Origin of the sequence: Bradyrhizobium ivorense, from assembly GCF_900696085.1 — a bacterium.
GTDB lineage: Bacteria > Pseudomonadota > Alphaproteobacteria > Rhizobiales > Xanthobacteraceae > Bradyrhizobium > Bradyrhizobium ivorense.
Window position 1 is genome coordinate 1,662,616 of record NZ_CAADFC020000004.1, and the last position, 17,013, is coordinate 1,679,628.

At 65.8% G+C, this 17,013-nt stretch carries 15 protein-coding genes; 3 read left to right on the top strand and 12 right to left on the bottom strand.

The window, feature by feature from the left end; all coding sequences use genetic code 11:
- The first annotated feature begins 154 nt into the window (after positions 1-154).
- Complete coding sequence (locus tag CI41S_RS08465; RefSeq protein ID WP_139858467.1) at positions 155-1,990, top strand: c-type cytochrome; 1,836 nt, start codon at positions 155-157, stop codon at positions 1,988-1,990.
- 155 nt (positions 1,991-2,145) lie between these two features.
- On the opposite strand, the gene CI41S_RS08470 is transcribed toward CI41S_RS08465, so the two are convergent.
- Positions 2,146-3,687 carry an aspartate ammonia-lyase gene (locus CI41S_RS08470; RefSeq protein WP_139858468.1) on the bottom strand — a complete coding sequence of 514 codons (1,542 nt, stop codon included), beginning with the start codon at positions 3,685-3,687 and terminating at the stop codon, positions 2,146-2,148.
- A 382-nt stretch (positions 3,688-4,069) separates the two neighbouring features.
- On the opposite strand from CI41S_RS08470, the gene CI41S_RS08475 reads away from it, so the two are divergent.
- On the top strand, positions 4,070-4,780 hold the full coding sequence (locus tag CI41S_RS08475) for a hypothetical protein (protein WP_139858469.1): 711 nt from the start codon (positions 4,070-4,072) through the stop codon (positions 4,778-4,780).
- Between the two features lie 309 nt (positions 4,781-5,089).
- Here the strand turns inward: CI41S_RS08475 and CI41S_RS08480 are convergent, their stop codons facing one another.
- The 3 genes from CI41S_RS08480 to CI41S_RS08490 all read right to left on the bottom strand — a co-directional run bounded on the left by CI41S_RS08480 (position 5,090) and on the right by CI41S_RS08490 (position 8,029).
- Positions 5,090-5,938, bottom strand: coding sequence for a tetratricopeptide repeat protein (locus tag CI41S_RS08480; RefSeq protein ID WP_139858470.1), 849 nt, complete (start codon positions 5,936-5,938; stop codon positions 5,090-5,092).
- Positions 5,939-6,047: 109 nt separating this feature from the next.
- Positions 6,048-7,259: a CaiB/BaiF CoA transferase family protein gene (locus tag CI41S_RS08485; RefSeq protein WP_139858471.1), complete on the bottom strand. Its 1,212-nt coding sequence runs from the start codon at positions 7,257-7,259 to the stop codon at positions 6,048-6,050.
- A gap of 2 nt (positions 7,260-7,261) precedes the next feature.
- A complete protein-coding gene (locus CI41S_RS08490; RefSeq protein ID WP_139858472.1) occupies positions 7,262-8,029 on the bottom strand; it encodes an enoyl-CoA hydratase/isomerase family protein in 768 nt (255 codons plus the stop codon).
- A 240-nt stretch (positions 8,030-8,269) separates the two neighbouring features.
- Between CI41S_RS08490 and CI41S_RS08495 the strand changes: the two genes are divergently transcribed.
- Entirely contained in the window at positions 8,270-9,346 is a 1,077-nt protein-coding gene (locus CI41S_RS08495; RefSeq protein WP_139858473.1) for an AraC family transcriptional regulator, read from the top strand.
- Here the strand turns inward: CI41S_RS08495 and CI41S_RS43330 are convergent.
- The 8 genes from CI41S_RS43330 to CI41S_RS08530 all read right to left on the bottom strand — a co-directional run bounded on the left by CI41S_RS43330 (position 9,309) and on the right by CI41S_RS08530 (position 16,900).
- Complete coding sequence (locus CI41S_RS43330) at positions 9,309-9,461, bottom strand: hypothetical protein (protein WP_172627950.1); 153 nt, start codon at positions 9,459-9,461, stop codon at positions 9,309-9,311. The two genes, CI41S_RS08495 and CI41S_RS43330, sit on opposite strands and share 38 nt — an antisense overlap.
- A gap of 15 nt (positions 9,462-9,476) precedes the next feature.
- Entirely contained in the window at positions 9,477-10,832 is a 1,356-nt protein-coding gene (gene fahA / locus CI41S_RS08500) for a fumarylacetoacetase (protein ID WP_139858474.1), read from the bottom strand.
- A 23-nt stretch (positions 10,833-10,855) separates the two neighbouring features.
- Complete coding sequence (gene actP / locus CI41S_RS08505) at positions 10,856-12,550, bottom strand: cation/acetate symporter ActP (RefSeq protein ID WP_139858475.1); 1,695 nt, start codon at positions 12,548-12,550, stop codon at positions 10,856-10,858.
- Positions 12,547-12,864 carry a DUF485 domain-containing protein gene (locus tag CI41S_RS08510; protein WP_139858476.1) on the bottom strand — a complete coding sequence of 106 codons (318 nt, stop codon included), beginning with the start codon at positions 12,862-12,864 and terminating at the stop codon, positions 12,547-12,549. Before CI41S_RS08510 ends, actP begins: the two co-directional genes overlap by 4 nt.
- A gap of 375 nt (positions 12,865-13,239) precedes the next feature.
- Complete coding sequence (locus tag CI41S_RS08515) at positions 13,240-14,145, bottom strand: dioxygenase family protein (protein WP_139858477.1); 906 nt, start codon at positions 14,143-14,145, stop codon at positions 13,240-13,242.
- Between the two features lie 124 nt (positions 14,146-14,269).
- A complete protein-coding gene (locus tag CI41S_RS08520; protein WP_139858478.1) occupies positions 14,270-15,877 on the bottom strand; it encodes a 4-hydroxyphenylacetate 3-hydroxylase family protein in 1,608 nt (535 codons plus the stop codon).
- A 4-nt stretch (positions 15,878-15,881) separates the two neighbouring features.
- Complete coding sequence (locus tag CI41S_RS08525) at positions 15,882-16,298, bottom strand: ester cyclase (protein ID WP_139858479.1); 417 nt, start codon at positions 16,296-16,298, stop codon at positions 15,882-15,884.
- A 2-nt stretch (positions 16,299-16,300) separates the two neighbouring features.
- Positions 16,301-16,900 carry a flavin reductase family protein gene (locus CI41S_RS08530; protein WP_139858480.1) on the bottom strand — a complete coding sequence of 200 codons (600 nt, stop codon included), beginning with the start codon at positions 16,898-16,900 and terminating at the stop codon, positions 16,301-16,303.
- Between the last annotated feature and the right edge of the window lie 113 nt (positions 16,901-17,013).

The window sequence follows — 17,013 nt, forward strand, 5'->3', positions numbered from 1 at the left end:
GTTCACAGCCGCCGAACATTTCCGTTGGTAGATCAAGCGGCGCTACTGTAGGATGGTGCACAGCACGATACACGCAGGACGCGAATCCGTTTTCGGCGATTCTTAACATCTCATCCATATCACGCGCGGTGACCGCGAATCTGGGGGACGGGGCATGCCTCGCAAGACGATCGTTACCATCGGGCTGTTGATTGTCGCCGGCCTGCTCTACTTCAAGGACGACATCGAGACGGTCACGAGCGGCTTCCACGTCAAGGCCGTCGATTATCAGGCGCCGGCCAAGACCGTGTGGCTCGACCAGAATGTCAGCGCCGAGCGGCTGCGCTGGTTCTATCATGCCGACCAGGGCACAAGGACCTTCGGCATTCCCAAGGAATGGTTCATGGCGCTGGAGCAGCCGACGGTCTGGCCGCTGATCGGCGCGGCGCCGCGGCTTTCCGAGACCGACTATCTCGGCCGCTTCGGCTTCATTCCGGATACCGTGATTCCGGGCAAGGCTGATCCGCTGCCGATCGGCTTCGCGACCGGCGGCCCGATGCTGGACGCCAATGGCGCGCCGTTCCGCAATCCGCACAGCAAGGCCGACATGAACGGGATTGGACTGACCTGCGCGGCCTGCCATACCGGCAGCTTCAACTATCGCGGCACGGCAATCGTGATCGACGGCGGCCCAGCCAACACCAATCTGTTCGAGTTCCAGAAGAGCGTCGGCCTGTCGCTGCTGCTGACGCGGTTCTGGCCCGGCCGCTTCGCCCGCTTTGCCGAGGAGATTCTCGGCAAGGACGCCAGCCTCGACGAGCGCATGGCGCTGCGCGGCCAGCTCGATCTGGTGCTAAAGCAGTACGCCAACATCAACGCGCTGGAGACCAAGGTCGCCGCCAACAGCGTCGAGGAGGGCTACGCCCGGCTCGACGCGCTGAACCGGATCGGCAACCAGGTGTTCTCGATCAATCTGAACAATCCGAACAACTACGCCTCGCATTCGGCGCCGGTGCATTTCCCGCGGATCTGGAATGCGCCGTGGTTCAGCTGGGTGCAGTATGACGGCTCCATCATGCAGCCGATGGTGCGCAATGCCGGCGAAGCGCTCGGCGTCAGCGCCGAGCTCAATCTGCTCGACGAGGCCAAGGGCCTGTACAAGTCGAGCGCGCGGGTCGAGGTGCTGTACGAGATGGAGCGGATGATCGCCGGCGAGCCGCCGAGCCCGGACAAGGGCTTCGGCGGGCTGGCGTCGCCGAAATGGCCGGAGAACATTTTGCCGCCGATCAACATGGATCTCGCGAAGAAGGGCGGCGAGCTCTACAGGGCGCATTGCCAAGAGTGCCATGGCCCGGCGATCGACAGCAAGGCGCTGCCGCCGAGCGAAGCCTTCGCGCTGTTCAAGGACACCAAGCGCTGGATCAAGAACGAGGCCGGCCAGCCGCTGCTCGATGTCGAGCTCGTTCCGATCAGCCATATCGGCACCGACAGCGCCCAGGCCGAGGGCCTCGCGACCCGCGTCGTCGAGACGCCGGACAATCTGAAGCTCAAGGACACGGCCTTCGGACCGGCGCTCGGCGAGCTGGTCGAGAAGACGGTCAATTACTGGTACGACCAGAACAAGACCCCGCCCGAGGACCGCAAGCGGATCGACGGCTACATGCCGAACAAGATTCAGGCGCCGCTGGCCTACAAGGTGCGGCCGCTCAACGGTATCTGGGCGACGCCGCCCTATCTGCACAACGGGTCGGTGCCGACCATCTACGCGCTGCTGTCGCCGGTGAAGGACCGGCCGGCGACGTTCTGGCTCGGCAGCCGGGAATATGACCCCAAGGATCTCGGCTACGTGTGGAAGGACAGCATCAAGAACGGCTTCCAGCTCGACACGTCGAAGCGCGGCAACTCCAATTCCGGTCACGAATTCTCCAACGAGAAGCGGCGCGGCGTGATCGGGCCGGAGCTGAAGGAGGACGAGCGGCGCGCGCTGATCGAGTTCATCAAGACGCTTTGAGAATTAGGCTGGCGCCGCAGGCCCGCTGCACCTCTCCCGCTTGCGGGGGAGGTCGCATCGCATCGCGATGCGGGTGGGGGCTCTCTCCGCAACGCGACTCGTGGAGAAACGGGAGAGGGAGTGCACTTCCTCCGCGGCTTCCCTCAGTGTCCCGCTCACACCTTTGGCACCGGCGCGCCCTGGCGGCGCGCCGGACGCGTCATGGCTTCCAGCTCGAGCAGCTGGTTGAGCTGCTCCTCGGTCAACAGCTTCTCCTCCAGCACGATGCCGGCGACCGAGCGGTTCTCCTGCAGCGCGCGGCGGGCGACGCGCGAGCTCGCCTCATAGCCGAGGGTGGGCGCCAGCGCGGTGATCAGGCCGATCGAGCCCTGCACCAGGCTGCGGCAGCGCTCGCGGTCGGCCTCGATGCCCTCGACGCAGCGCTTTGTCAGCGTGTCGACCGCCGCGGTCAGCATCCGCAGCGAGCTCAGCACGCAATAGCCGATGGTCGGCTCGAACGCGTTGAGCTGCAATTGGCCGCCCTCGGCGCACATCGTCACCGTGAGGTCGTGCCCGATCACCAGGAAGGCGACCTGGTTGACCACCTCGGGGATCACCGGATTGACCTTGCCGGGCATGATCGAGGAGCCGGCCTGCACCGCTGGCAGCCGGATCTCGCCGATGCCGGTGCGCGGCCCCGACGACAACAGCCGCAGATCGTTGCAGATCTTCGAGACCTTGACCGCAACGCGCTTGAGCACGCCGGAGAACAGCACGAAGGCGCCGAGGTCGGAGGTCGCCTCGATCAGGTTGGAGGCCAGCACCATCGGCTGGCCCGACAGCCGCGACAGCTCCTCGACCGCAAGCGCGGCATAGCGCGGGTCGGCGTTGATGCCGGTGCCGATCGCGGTGGCGCCGAGATTGACCTCGCGGAACAGGCTCGAGATCTCGTTCAGCCGCGCGACGTCCTCCTTCACCGTGACGTGGAAGGCGTCGAACTCCTGGCCGAGCGTCATCGGCACCGCGTCCTGCAGCTGGGTGCGGCCCATCTTCAGGACGTCGGCGAATTCCACCGCCTTGCCCTTGAAGGCATAGGCCAGATCATCCAGCGCGCGCACCAGCGGCTGGGTGGCGAGGATCACCGCGAGCCGCAGCGCGGTCGGATAGGCGTCGTTGGTCGACTGCGCCATGTTGACGTCGTCGTTCGGATGCAGCGCGTGATAGTCGCCGGGGTTGCGGCCCATCAGCCGCAGCGCGACGTTGGCGATCACCTCGTTGGCGTTCATGTTGGTCGAGGTGCCGGCGCCGCCCTGGATCGCGTCGACCACGAAGGATTCGGCGTAGACCTTGTCGGTGGCCACCTGGGCACAGGCGGCTTCGATCGCATTGGCCTTCTCGGGGCTGAGATAGCCGAGCCGCTTGTTGGCGCGAGCCGCCGCCTGCTTGACCAGCGCCAGCGCGCGGACGAACTCCGGAAAATGGCCAACCGGCACGCCGGTGATCGGAAAGTTCATCACCGCGCGCTTGGTGTGAATGCCCCACAGCGCGTTAGCCGGGACCTCGTCCTCGCCGAGCAGGTCGTGCTCGGTGCGCGACTGCGCCTGCCCGATCGGCACGGTGCGGACGGTCGCGACCGCAAGTTCGCTGGGGCCGGAGCTCTCGCCCGATGGCGGCGCGGCGCTAGCGGTGGTGGCGGTCTCAACCTTCGATTCGGCCATCGGTACCTCCGTTACCTCTGATGTCGCGGCATCGTTTCAATGAGACGCGCTGAGATCGCAGCCGCGTTCCCCACGCGCATGATGCCCCCGGCCCCGGAACAAAGCCAATGGCGTCTCCGCCGGTCCGGCGGCGTTTTGCGTGGATTGCTGGTGAAAGCCGGCTCCGCATCCCGGACATCGCGATGTTCGCGGTTGCGAGATACCGAAAGCAGTGATGCAGTCATGAGCACGGGCACGGAACGACGCTGACGCTGCCCGCGGAACTTGAGATAGCCTCTTGTTTCCAAACATGTCTTGCCAGCCAACCACGGCTTTGTGACATTGCAGCGTGGCCCGGATCGACTAACAGCTCCACACCGACAACGAGGCAGAACTCGAAATCGTGTCCAACGCTCATGACAGCTTGACCATCACCTTCCGCTGCCCGGCGGAGCTCGAGGGCAAGATCCCGCCGCCGGTGCCGGCGACGCTGGGCCTACCCGGCTGGCTCAAGGCGATGCCGACGCAGGCCTTCAACGCGGTCAACATGCGCGACGAGGATACCGTCAAGCGCTGCCCGCCGTTCGTCGACGCCATGACCACGGGCTTCCTGCTGCCGCTGATCTGCGACCTCAGGGTCGAGAACGGCGAGATCACCTGGGACAACGACCTCCCCACCGGCGTGCTCGACTTCCCGCGCGCCCCGATCGGTTTTCATGACGAGAGCCAGGTGACCGGCACGCCGCTGTTCGAGCCGGACCGCTTCGTGATCAAGTTTCACAATCTGTGGACCATCGAGGCGCCGGAGGGCTACTCGCTGTTCTTCACCCATCCGCTCAATCGCTTCGACCTGCCGTTCACCACGCTGAGCGGCCTCGTCGATTGCGACCTCTATCACGACAGCTGGATTCATTTCCCGGCGCGCTGGCACGACACCAGCTTCAACGGCGTGCTGCCGAAGGGCACGCCGGTCGCGCAATGCATCCCGGTCAAGCGCGACAACTGGTCCGCGCAGACCGCGGCGATGACACCGGACGAGACGCTGCGGGTGCAGGATCTGACCAAGCAGATCAGCCGCGAGCCCGGGCTGTATCGCCGGCAATTCCGGACGTAGCTGTTCTCAACACACGCCAACGTTAGTCCCGTCATCCCCGCGCAAAGGCTTCGCCTTTGTGCGGGGATGGCGGTGGTGGTTTGATTCAAGTGTCAAACAGCTTGCTCGGTGTCATCACCCGCGAAAGCGGGTGATCCAGTATTCCAGAGGCAGTCGTTGTTGAGCCGATAGGCCGCGGCGTACTGGATCGCCCGGTCGAGCCGGGCAATGACAGTTGTGGTGGGGGACGCAGATGCGCCATCTCGCGACGGACTCGTCGTTCCGGGGCGCGCCTCTTCGGCGCGAGCCCCGGAATGACGATAAGGATTTCTAGGGCTCGCTCAAAAACTTCGCGAATGCGCTGGGGCGGAAGAAGAAGCGGCCGTGCGAGGACTTGGCGAGCGCGTGGGTGGTGCGGCCGATCATGTGCGGGCGGCCGCGCAGCGCCAGGCGCAGATTGGCTTCGCCGGCGGCGCGGTCGCCCATCTCGAGCAGACAGGCGGAAAAATCGGCGCGCGTCATCGCATCGTCGGGCCGCAGCGCCAGCACCTGGCGATAGAGATCGGCGGCGCCGGCATAGTTGCCGTCGAGCAGCAGCACCCGCGCCAGCGTGGTGAGAATTTCGGGGTGCCCCGGCGCGGCGGTGCGCGCCTTTTCGAGCAGGTCGCGCGCCCGGCCGCGCTCGTTGCGCTGAAGAACCAGCCGCGCCAGCGACAGTTGCAGCTCGACGGCGCCGGGCGCGAGGCCAAGCGCGTCCTCGATGACACCAATCGCCTCGTCGAGGCGTCCGGCCGCGGACAGCTGACCCGCCAGTTCCTGAAACGCGGGAAAGAACGGCGGCCGGCGCGCGATGGTCTTGCGCAACAGCTCGATCGCCTCGCGGCCGCGTCCGGCCCCACCCAGCGCCGCGCCAAGCAGGGTCTCGACACCGGCATCCTCGAGGCGCCGCGCGATCCGCTCCAGCGGCGCGATCGCCTCCGCGCCGCGGTTCTGCGCCAGCAGCGCCCGGGCCAGGATGGTGGCGGCGCCGGCATCGGTCCGGCTCGCCTTCAGCAGTTCGCCGGCAAGCCGCTCGGCCTCGGCGAACTGCCCCATCTGCAGCGCCAGCGCGGCGCGCTGCAGGGCGGGAGACGGAGCTTGCCCGCGATGTGCGGACGGTGGCGGAGGCGGTTTCGGCATGCGGCTCGCGATGGAATCGTCGTTTCGGCGGTTAGCATCGCCGAGACGCCGACGTCCAGCAACAGTCGCGTGATGGCGCGTTTCGAAACGTTGCCCCGGAGACGTCCTCCTATCGCTTGCTGAGCAGGATATTGCGCTGCTGCAGATCCCTGATCCGCTCCGGCGCGATGTCGAGCTGGCCGAGGATGTCTTCGTTGTGCTCGCCCTGATAGGCCGGCACGCCGGGGGACGGCAGTTCGGAGCGGCTGAAAATCCAGGGATTGCCGGGCATGCGGACCAGCCCGCCGGCGCGGTCATCAACCTCGACCACGGCATTCCACTCTTTCGCCCAGTCGGTCTCCGCGAACTCATTGACGGTGCGCACGCGCCCGACCGCGAGCCCGGCTTCGCTGACCTGCGCCTGCAACTGCTCGAGATTCTCGAACGTCGTGATCCAGGCGCGGATGTCAGCGAGCAGCGGCGCGAGGTTCTGCCGGCGCAGGCTGGCGGTGGCATAGCGCGGATCGGCGAGCAGATCGCTCCGCCGCATCATCGCGCAATAGCGCGTGAACATCGGCGAGTAGATCGGGCTGGCGGCGATCGTCAGCCGGGTGCCGTCCGACATTTCAAAGATGTGCGACTCATTGGCCGACAGCGCGATCGGCTCGCCGTCGGTGTCGATGCCCGACATCATCGCGCCGGCGCGCTCGTTGACCGACAGCATCGTCGCGGCCATCGACACATCGATGTGCTGCCCCTCGCCGGTGCGGTTGCGATGCTGGAGCGCGGCGAGCACGGCGATCACGCCCTGCAGCCCGGTATAGACATCGGCATGGCTACAGGAATCGCCGCGCGGCTCGGACAGCGCCGCGCCGAAATGATCCTGCACGATCGAGGTCAGCCCGGTCTCGGCCTGCACCGTCGGCGCGAAGGCCGGACGATTGCGCCACGAGGTCGACTGCCCGTAGCCGCTGAGCGAGACATAGATGATGCCGGGATTGAAGGCGCGGACGTCGTCGTAGCTGAAGCCGAACCGCGCCAAGGTGCCGGGACGGAAATTCTCGACGATGACGTCGGCATCCCTGCACAGGCGGGTGACGATCTCGCGCCCCTCCGCGTAGTTCAGGTCGATGCTGAGATTCCGCTTGCCGGCGTTCTGCTGCACGAAATAGAGGCCCATGCCGCTGACGAACGGCAGTCCGGCGCGGCCGATGTCGCCGGACGGCGGCTCGATCTTGGTGACATCGGCGCCAAGATCGCGCAGCGCCTTGGTGCAATGCGGACCGGCCAATACGCGGGTGAAATCGACCACCCGCAGTCCCTGAAGAGGCGCAGCCGACATCGTCAGTCTCCCTCGAAGACGGCGGTTGCCGGGCCCGAGGCGAAGAAGGCATCGGCGCCGCGCTGGCGATCCCTGGTCTTCCAGATCATGTCGTTGATCTCGACCTGTCGCGCGTCGGCTGCGGCGACGCCGCCGCGCGCTTGCAGGTTCGCCTGCATCTTGACGCCGGCGATGACCTTGGTCGGGCCGGCGGCGAGCTGCCGCGCCATGGTCATCGATGACGCACCCAGTTCCGCTTCCGGCACGACGAGATTGATGATGCCCCAGCGTTCGAACGCCTCGGGCGTGTGACGGCGGCCGAGCATCGCGATCTCCTTGGCCCGCGCGATGCCGGCGCGTTGCGCGATGCGCTGCGTGCCGCCGAGCAACGGCAGCAATCCGACCGCCACCTCGACCTGGCCGAGGAACGCGGTATTCGCCGCGATGATCATGTCGCAGGTCAAGGCGAGCTCGAGCCCGCCGCCGAGCACACCGCCATTGACGGCGGCGACCGTCGGGACCGGCACATCCTCGAGACTGCGCGAGATCGCTTCGAGCCCGGCCTGGTCGGTGTGCAGCTTGGTGCCGGTTCCCCACGAGGCCATCTCCGCGCCGGCGCAGAAGTGCCGCATCGCGCTGCGCAGCAGGATGGCGCGGCAACCGGCCGCGACCACCGCGTGGTAGGCGCCGACCAGATCCCTGATGAGTTGGTCGTCGAGCAAATTATGCGGCGGCTTCGCCAGCGTGACCACGCCGACCTTGCCGTCCATCTCGTGAAGTACTGTCGCCATCGGGTTCCCTCCGCTCGATGCAAAAGCCGGCCAGCCGCGCTCTCGACGCGGCGGGCGGACGTCTCCTCGTTGCAGGCTGCCTTGCTCGCGTCCCGCTGTTCTGATGATTTGAATGTCGCCCGTCATAACAAGCGTGACAACGTCAAGCTCTGCCAATTATGATGTCGAAAATTGCCAAGCGGCCGGAAGAGCCGCTCGTCGGCCTGTCAATCTGTGCCAGCCGGACGTGGAGGACGCGCCATGAAGCCGATCAAGATCGTGATGCCGATCTCGAGCGATCCCGATGCGCCGACGCAGAGTCTGCTCGGCCTCGGCGCGCTGGCCGCCGAGCTGGCGGCGGAGGGCGTGTCGGTGCGCGAGCTGTTTGCGCGGACTGGCCTTGACGCTTCCCAGCTCGAGGATCCCCATGCCCGCATCTCGCACCGCCAGCGCCTGGCGATCTACCGCAACGCGATGCGGCTGGCGAAGCGATCCGACATCGGCCTGCTCGCCGGCGCCCGGCAGCGCATCAGCGACTACGGCATCTACGGCTATGCGCTGGTCTCCAGCCGGACGTTCGGCGAAGCGCTGATGTTTTCGCTCGATCACATCACCATGGCGGGCCCGGCGGTGCGGCAGATCAGCTTCCGGATCGAGCACGGCACCACCGCGATCCTGCGCAGCCATGGGCTCGATCCGCTCGGCGACCTGCTGCCGTTCGCCGCGGAATTCTGGCGCAGCTCGATGACCGCGGTGTTCAGCCGCATCCTCGAGTCGCCGTTTCCGAGCAAGCGGATGATCTTTCCGTTTCCGGCCCCCGCGCACTGGCGCAATTATGAGCGGATGTTCAACTGCCCGATCGACTTCGGCACCGATCGCATGGAATGGCATTTCGACGCCAAGGTGCTCGATCTGCCCTGCCCCAACGCCAACCCGATCACCGCGAAGATCTGCCAGCAGCTCTGCGACGTCGTCATGACCGAGCGGCCCGGCGAATCCGAGCTGGTCAGGCGGATCCGAGCCGCATGTCTCAACAGTCCGAACCGATTTGCCGGCGCGCCGGAGATCGCATCGCAGCTCGGGCTGTCGCTACGAACCTTCCACCGCAGGCTGGCGGAGGACGGGCAGTCGTTCCAGTCGATCGTCGACGGGATGCGGCGGTCGATTGCGACGGAGCTGCTCGAGAACACCCATCTGGCCATCGACCAGGTCGCCGAGCGGGTCGGCTTTGCCGACGCCACCAGCTTCCGCAAGGCGTTCAAGAAGTGGACCAACCGCTCGCCGTCGGACTTCCGTCACCCTACAGCGCAGCGAGCAGCAGCATCGCCAGACGCGTGACCAACAGCAGCGACAGCCCGACCGCCAAGGTCAGGAGCTGTCCGAACCGGACATCGTCCGGGTCGACCGCCGCGTTCTGAAGGTGTGCATGGATGAGCAAAGATTGACATTCCATATCAGCCTCCCGCTGTCAGGCATGGTTGCTTCCGGCAATCACGGCATCGGCGGGCCCGATCCTGCCGACGCATGAGCCGAACCCGACGCTCGCAAAACCTTCCCGGCTGCAGCGGCCGCGGAAGGTGACCTCGTCGCCGTCCTCGAGGAAACCGCGGTGCTCGCCGTTCGGAAGCACGGCCGGCCTCGCCCCTGCGGCGGTGAACTCGAGCATGCTCGAAAGCTGCGCCGGACTCGGCCCCGAAATGGTGCCGGTGCCGATCAGGTCGCCCGGCTGCAGATTGCAGCCGTTGATGCTGTGGTGCGCGACCATCTGCGCCGGCGTCCAATACAGGTATTTGGCATTGGAGCTGAGAATTGCCGCGGCGGGCTGGTTCGCGGCGCGCATCTGCGCGGTCGAGAGCAGGACCTCGAGATGAACATCCAATCCGCCGTGCGATTGATCGGCCGTGTCGAACAGATAATCGAGCGGACGCGGATCGCCGTCCGGCCGCGCCAGCGCCGCGACGCGGAACGGCGCCAGCGCATCCGACGTGACGACCCACGGCGACACCGAGGTGGCAAAGCTCTTGCTGAGGAACGGTCCGAGCGGAAACATCTCCCAGCGCTGGATGTCGCGCGCCGACCAGTCGTTCAGCAGCGAATAGCCGACGATCTGCTGCGATGCCTCGGCGATCGGGACGGGATTGCCGAGCCGGTTGCCGGCAGCGAGGTAGAAGCCCATCTCGAGCTCGAAATCCAGCCGTTCGCACGGGCCGAAGCCCGGCGCTGCGCCCGCCACCGCCGGCGGACGCTGCCCGAGCGGCCGCCGTACGATTCCGCGCCCGACCTGCACCGACGAGGCGCGGCCGTGATAGGCGATCGGCACCCATTTGTAGTTCGCGGGCAGCGGATTTTCCGGCGTCAACAGCGCGCCTGCCGCCTGCGCGTGATAGATGCCGGCATAAAAGTCCGTGTAGTTCGGGACGCGTGTGGGCAGATGCAGCGTTGCGTCCGCGATCGGCGTCAGCAGTTCGGAGGCACGGCGTCTGGTGTCGTTGGCCGCGCTGCCCTGACCAAGCAGATCGGCGACGCGGCGACGCAGCTCCCGCATCGCCACAGGTCCGAGTGCGAACAGCGCATTGAGCGTGCCTTGCTGCAGCGCCTGGCGGATCGGCGCCGCGAGGCGCTCATCCGAACCGAGCGCCCGCTTCAGGTCGAAGACGAAGTCTCCGATGGCCGTACAGATCCGCGACTGCGGATCGGCCGTGGTGCCGAAGATGCCGAGCGGCAGATTCTGGATCGGAAAGTCGGTCGCGCCGCCGTTTGCGGTCTCGACAAAACTCCGCCGTGCCGGGTCGTGGGTTTCGTCGAGTTGAATCGCGTTGGTCATGCTGTCTTCCAGGCTCCTCGATGTCACGAGGCCGCGGCGGCGAGCGCCGGGCGTTCGCTGGCCAGGACCGTTCCGATCTCGGATTGGATGAACTGCGCCGCAAACGCCTCGCGCTCGCGCGCCGCGCGCTCGCTGCGGTCCGTCACCGAGAACAGCCAGACGAACAGGAAGGCGAGCGGCATCGAGACCAACGCGGGATTGTCGTAAGGGAACAGCGCGGTCGGGAAGCCGAGGACGGCGACCCAGACCGTCTTGCTCAGCACGACCAGCACGACCGATGCGGCGAGGCCCGCGAGGCCGCCCGCGACGGCACCGCGCGTGGTGGTGCCGCGCCAGAACATCGCCATCGCCAGCACCGGAAAGTTGCAGCTCGCGGCCACCGACAACGCAAGTCCCGCCATGAACGCCACGTTCTGGTTCTCGAAGGCATAGGCCAGCAGAACCGCAACGACGCCGATCGCCATCGCCGAGATCTTCGAGACCAGCAGCTCGCGCGCCTCGGATGCCTTGCCGCCGGCCAGCACCTGGCCGTAGATGTCATGGCTGACGGCGGAGGCGCCGGCGAGCGTCAGGCCGGCGACGACGGCAAGGATGGTCGCGAATGCCACCGCGGAGATGAACCCAAGCAGCAGCGGACCGCCCATCGCGTGGGCGAGATGGATCGACGCCATGTTCGGGCCGCCGACCAAATCGGCGATCTTGTTGAACTGCCCGGATGCCGCGACATTGAAATAGCTGGGATCGGCCATCAGGATCGCCGCGGCGGCAAAGCCCAGCACCGGAATGATCCAGCAGAAATAGGCGATGCAGGCCGTCGCATAGAACACGGATTTGCGGGCGGCCGCGGCATCCCTCACCGTGAAGAACCGCATCAGGATATGCGGCAGGCCGGCGGTGCCGAACACCAAAGCGAGGCCAAGCGAGATCGCCGACACCGGCTCGGCAAACAGTCCGCCGGGGACGAGAATGGCGGCTCCCTTGGGATGGATGCTGCTCGCGGCCGCAAGCAGCCGTCCGAGGCTGAAGTCGAAATGCCACAGCGCTGCCAGCGCCAGCAGCGTTCCGCCGCACAGCAGCAGCACGGCCTTGGTGATCTGCACCCAGGTGGTGGCCTGCATGCCGCCGACGATCACATAGAGGATCATCAGCACGCCGACGCCGAGCACGGCGAAGATGTAGTTGATGCCGAACAAGAGCTGGATCACTTTGCCGGCGCCGATCAGCTGCGCGATCAGGTAGAACAGCACCACGACGAGGCTTCCGGTCGCGGCAACGAGGCGGACCGGCGTCCGCTGCAGGCGAAACGCCGCCGCATCCGCGAAAGTGTAGCTGCCGAGATTGCGCATGCGCTCCGACATCAGGAACAGCACGATAGGCCATCCCGTGAGAAACCCCAGCGCGTAGATGAAGCCGTCGAAGCCGTTGGCATAGACCAGCGCGGAGATGCCGAGGAAGGCGGCCGCCGACAGGAAATCGCCGGCGGTCGCCAGCCCGTTCTGCAGCGGCGTGATCGCGTGTCCGGCGGTGTAGAAGCCGGCCTTCGATCGCGTGCTGCCGGCCGAGCGCCAGGTGATGACGAGCGTGACGGCCACGATCGCGAGGAACATGGCGATCGCGATCCAGTCGGGCCCGCGGGCCCCCGCCGCGGGCGCCCCCTGAGCCATGGCCGCGAATGGAAACGCCACGCAAAGCGCGATCAACAGCGATCTGGCGATCATCGGCCGAGCTCCCGGTTGACGCTGCGCGCCAGTTCGTCGAAGCGCGCGTTCGAGCGCTGAACGTAGAAGCCCGTGAAGGCGATGATCGCCGCGACCATGAGAAGCGCGAGCGCGAAGCCGAGCGGCATCGCGCTGCCGGCAAAACTTGCGCCAAGCGCGGCTTTCGCGGTCGAGATCAGCGCGATGAAGCCGAAGAACATGACCAGCGTCAGGATGGACAGACCCCATCGCAGCCGCGCGCGTCCCGAGACGAGCTCCCTGAACGCGGCGTCGGCAAGGATTTTTCGCGTGCGGTCCGGCGAAAGGTGCAGCATCCGATTCCTCCCTCGGAGACATTTGCTGATCGCCGTGCCGATGCGCGTGCGTTGCGCCGCGGAGGTTCAGGGCTCGGGGTGTCTCCTCTCCAGGCTCGGAGCATTAGAATCCGGATCGCGTCCGGCAAGGTGATATCCTGCCAAACTCCGGGTGATTTCATGCCATGGGACGGGCGTCGCGATATCCACTTCGCGCATCAATAGCCCAGCCTCGGTGTCATCACCCGCGAAAGCGGGTGATCCAGTATTCCAGAGGCAGTCGTTGTCGAGCCGAGAAGCCTCAGCGTACTGGGTCGCCCGGTCAAGCCGGGCGACGACAGTGTGGATGGTGATGTAGCTTCGCATCTCGCGACATGATTTGTCCGAGCTTCGAGCTTAACCGGCGCCCGCGGCGAGGGGCTGCGGCAGGTGGCCGGTGCCGGGCCGAACATGAAAGTCGTAGGTCATCGTATACCAGGGGCCAGATGCCTTGCTTCCGTCCGGCATCACCGCGCCATCATGCCGCTCGGCCGGGCACACCAGCTCTTCCTTGACGCCGAACACGACGTCCGAGTCGAGATAATCATCGCCATCCATGAACACGTGCGTCACCAGCGGCTCGAAGCCCGCTGCGTTGACCAGGAAATGAACGTGAGCCGGCCGCATGGCGTGGCGGTTTGAGGCGCGGATCAGTTCGCCAACCGGCCCATCGGTCGGGATCGGATAGCTGCATGGCAGGATGGTGCGGAACGAGAACAGGCCGGCTGCATCGGTTCTGAAGCGCGCGCGCAACGAACCGTCGCCCGTAGCGTGCGTCGGCCTCTGCGTGTCGTAAAATCCCTCATCGTCGGCGTGCCACACGTCGACGATCGCGTTCGCGACCGGCACGCCGCTGGGCGCCGTCACGCGCGCAGTCACGAACATCGGCTTGCCGCTCAGTCCGGCAGATATGTCGCTGCCATCAGGCATGTCCTTGTGCTCGCCGACATAGAAGGGCCCAAGAACGGTGGTCTCGGTGGCGCCCTCCCTTTCCCGGTGATTGACCGCATCGACCAGCATCGACACACCGAGCACGTCTGACAACAGGATGAACTCCTGACGGATCGGCGTGCATTTCTGTCCCGTGCGCGTCAGAAAGTCGATCGCCGCGTTCCACTCTTCGAACGTCAGGTCGGTCCTGCGCACGAAATCGTGCAGCGTGGTCACGAGCTCGACCAGCAACGATCTCTGCCGCTCATTCGGTGTCTGCGAAAAGCTCTCGACGACCCGCTTGGTCAGCAGGCGATCATCAAACCGAGTCATGGAGGGATCCCCGGAGAGGTTCATTGCAATATCGCGGGACGGATTTTCCGTCTCGCGTCTCGGATCGCGCGCAGGTCCGGACCGGCACGCCCCAGGACAGCGAACCGTCCCGGGGGCGCAGATGTCAGTTCGCGGCAGCCGCGGCCGGCTTCTTCTCGCCGTCGCTGCCGATGTAGCCGTCGTGCACGTCCTGCGCCTTGGCGTAATCGGGCTGGAAGCGGACGCTGGCGTAGTGCGAGGCTTTCTCGGCCTCCTGCGCGCGCTTGCCCAACTCCGCGGTGTCGCCGAAGCCGAGCACCTGGCGCGCCAGCTCGGTGAGCGGGCCGTCGACCTGGTACTCCGTGCGCTGCATCGTCAGCAGGTTGATGAGATACAGCGGCGTTCCGTTGAACTTCTCGAACATCTCATGGCGGCTGCCCCACTCGGTGAGGAAGCGCTCGCTGATCTGCCGGAAGATCTTGATCCGGTCATGCGCACTGATCTCGGCGCCGCGCAGCGCTTCCGCCAGCTTCGGCCCGATGTAGGGATCCTCCAGCTCGCGCTTGGAGGGCTGAATGACCACGCCGCGGCCGCAGAAATCGATCAGCGTGTTGACCATCTTGTGCTGGTGCTCGAGATAGTAGGCGCGGCCGAAGTCGATGTAGATGTTGTTGGGCTTGTACAGCCCGCCGGGGGTGGCGAAGCCGGTTTCCTCGGCGGCGATCATGAAGGCGCGGCAGGTCTCGCGGAAGCGGATCAATTCCGCAAGCTGCGCCTGGACCACCGGATTGTTGGTCGTGCCCAGCGATTGCGTGAGCAGCAGGGCGAGCCCGACCATCAGCTCGGCATGCACGCAATGACGGATCTGGGTCTCCAGATGCACCCAGTCGAATTGCCGCTGCGGATACCATTTGGCGTGATCGGGATTGCCGATGTGCTGCACTTGAGCCCACGGGATCAGCACGTCGTCGAAATACACCATCGCGTCGAGCTCGTCGCCGATGGTGGCCAGCGGACGATCATAGGGATCGGCGTCGGGCTCGGCATTCGACTTGCGCGCGACCACCGAGATGCCCTTGGTCGCGATCGGCACCAAAGCGTAGACGGTTTGCTCGGGCGTCTGTCCCGGACGCCACAAATTGCCGATCAGAAGATGGTTCACGAACGGCACCGACGTGCCAATCGCCTTCCAGCCGCGGACGAGAATGCCGTCGTCGCGCTCCTCGATGATCTTGAGCATCGGGGTCTCGGCCATCGCGTTGTCGCGTCCGCGATCGAACTGCACGTCGAGGAACATCGGGGAGATCGCGAGGTCCTTCGACGTCACCTCCTCCCACTGGCGCTGGATGTTCTTGGAGAGATCGCGCTTGCCGTTCTTGAAGCGGGAATTCTCCGCCCACGGCTTCTGGTCGTCGACCTGGGTGAACATGACGACGTTCATGCCGGCCGGCGGCCGCGTGAAGATGCCGCCCTTGAAATGCCGGCACAGGAAGTCGCAGTACTTCCGGCGTCGCGCCACGTCTTCCTTCGATCGCGGCAGGAACCAGTGCATCGACTGCCGCTTGCCGTTGGCGTCGACGAAGGTCGCGATGTCCTGGTTCTTCGGATCGAGGTGAAGGTCGTAATACTCGGCGATCGCGTGCGCGTAGCCCTTGGTGGCCGGATGGGTCGTGATGTCTTCGATCAGCTCGCCGCCGACGTAGACCTTTCGGCCGTCACGCAGGGACGCGAGATACTCTTTGCCGGACCTCATTGCTCTAGTCTCCAGTTTGGGGGGTGTTGAGTTGGCGCTGGAACGTGGTCGCGTCCCAGTAGTCTCTGCTGGAGAGGATCACGCCCTCTCCCGTATGAAGGACGTGAACGCCCTGCAGTGACACTCGCTGACCGCGCGGCAGGATCGGTCCCATCTGCCCGCGCAGCGTTGCGGTCATGAGATAGGTGATCGCGACCGATCCGGAGGGATCGGTGATCTGGGCCTGCGCAGCCCAATGCGCATCAGGAAACCAGCTGAAGAATTTGCTCAGCCCGTTTGCAATTTCGGCGGGGCCGCGCTTGGGCTTGCCCTGCGCGACGTCCTCATGGGTCGCATCGGAGGCGTACAGCCTGGCGACCGCAGCTGGATCGTGATCGTTGTAGGCCCGGTACAGAAGCCCGGGCAGTCCGGTCAGCGTCATGGTTATGCCCCTTCGAGCGCAGCAAAGTCGTCGATCCCGACGCCGCGCAGATATTTGCCTTCGCCGTAAAGCAGCGGGCGTCGCGACGTCGGTGCGAGGATCGACTCGATGGTCGCGATGACGACGTTGTGGCTGCCGACCGGTCGGGCTTCCGCGACCTTGCAATCAAAGCTGACGATGGAATCGCGCAGGATCGGCATCACGACCCGGCCTGGGAGCAACGCGGCCGGGACGATGTGATCGTCGACATACTTGTCCGAGCCGGCGCTGGCGCAGAGCTGGGAAACGTGAAGCTGGGCCTGGCTCAGCAGGTTCACGGCGAAGCGGCCGTCGCGCAAAATGTCCGACGCCGTCACGGTGCGGCTGTTGACGCAGACCAGCAGCGTCGGCGGATCCATGCAGACCGGAGTGAACGCACTCACGGTCATTCCCCACGGCCGGCCTTCGTGACGCGTGGCGATGACGGTGACGCCGCCGACCATGCGCCGCATTGCCGCGCGGAACACGTTGGCGTCGGAGCCGCCTTCCAGCTCCCACGACGCCTGTCCGACGTCGTCGCTGCGTTCGCTCGGCAGCGCATATCGTGCCTCACACTCGGCCATATATCCTCCCGCCGCATCCCGCACCTGCGCCACGCTTGCGACTTGCTCGCTCTTGTTTGCGTGCCGCGACTGAGCGCGTCCGTTGCATCGACGATCCAACGGTAGGCGCAGGG

What these genes read in the sequence shown, in the direction of transcription:
- CI41S_RS08525 (WP_139858479.1), bottom strand. Translation starts at nt 16,298, where the DNA reads ATGACGCTGACCGGACTGCCCGGGCTTCTGTACCGGGCCTACAACGAT.
- actP (WP_139858475.1), bottom strand. Translation starts at nt 12,550, where the DNA reads ATGATCGCCAGATCGCTGTTGATCGCGCTTTGCGTGGCGTTTCCATTC.
- CI41S_RS08470 (WP_139858468.1), bottom strand. Translation starts at nt 3,687, where the DNA reads ATGGCCGAATCGAAGGTTGAGACCGCCACCACCGCTAGCGCCGCGCCG.
- CI41S_RS08485 (WP_139858471.1), bottom strand. Translation starts at nt 7,259, where the DNA reads ATGTCGGCTGCGCCTCTTCAGGGACTGCGGGTGGTCGATTTCACCCGC.
- fahA (WP_139858474.1), bottom strand. Translation starts at nt 10,832, where the DNA reads ATGACCAACGCGATTCAACTCGACGAAACCCACGACCCGGCACGGCGG.
- CI41S_RS43330 (WP_172627950.1), bottom strand. Translation starts at nt 9,461, where the DNA reads ATGGAATGTCAATCTTTGCTCATCCATGCACACCTTCAGAACGCGGCG.
- CI41S_RS08515 (WP_139858477.1), bottom strand. Translation starts at nt 14,145, where the DNA reads ATGACTCGGTTTGATGATCGCCTGCTGACCAAGCGGGTCGTCGAGAGC.
- CI41S_RS08480 (WP_139858470.1), bottom strand. Translation starts at nt 5,938, where the DNA reads ATGCCGAAACCGCCTCCGCCACCGTCCGCACATCGCGGGCAAGCTCCG.
- CI41S_RS08465 (WP_139858467.1), top strand. Translation starts at nt 155, where the DNA reads ATGCCTCGCAAGACGATCGTTACCATCGGGCTGTTGATTGTCGCCGGC.
- CI41S_RS08530 (WP_139858480.1), bottom strand. Translation starts at nt 16,900, where the DNA reads ATGGCCGAGTGTGAGGCACGATATGCGCTGCCGAGCGAACGCAGCGAC.
- CI41S_RS08495 (WP_139858473.1), top strand. Translation starts at nt 8,270, where the DNA reads ATGAAGCCGATCAAGATCGTGATGCCGATCTCGAGCGATCCCGATGCG.
- CI41S_RS08520 (WP_139858478.1), bottom strand. Translation starts at nt 15,877, where the DNA reads ATGAGGTCCGGCAAAGAGTATCTCGCGTCCCTGCGTGACGGCCGAAAG.
- CI41S_RS08510 (WP_139858476.1), bottom strand. Translation starts at nt 12,864, where the DNA reads ATGCTGCACCTTTCGCCGGACCGCACGCGAAAAATCCTTGCCGACGCC.
- CI41S_RS08490 (WP_139858472.1), bottom strand. Translation starts at nt 8,029, where the DNA reads ATGGCGACAGTACTTCACGAGATGGACGGCAAGGTCGGCGTGGTCACG.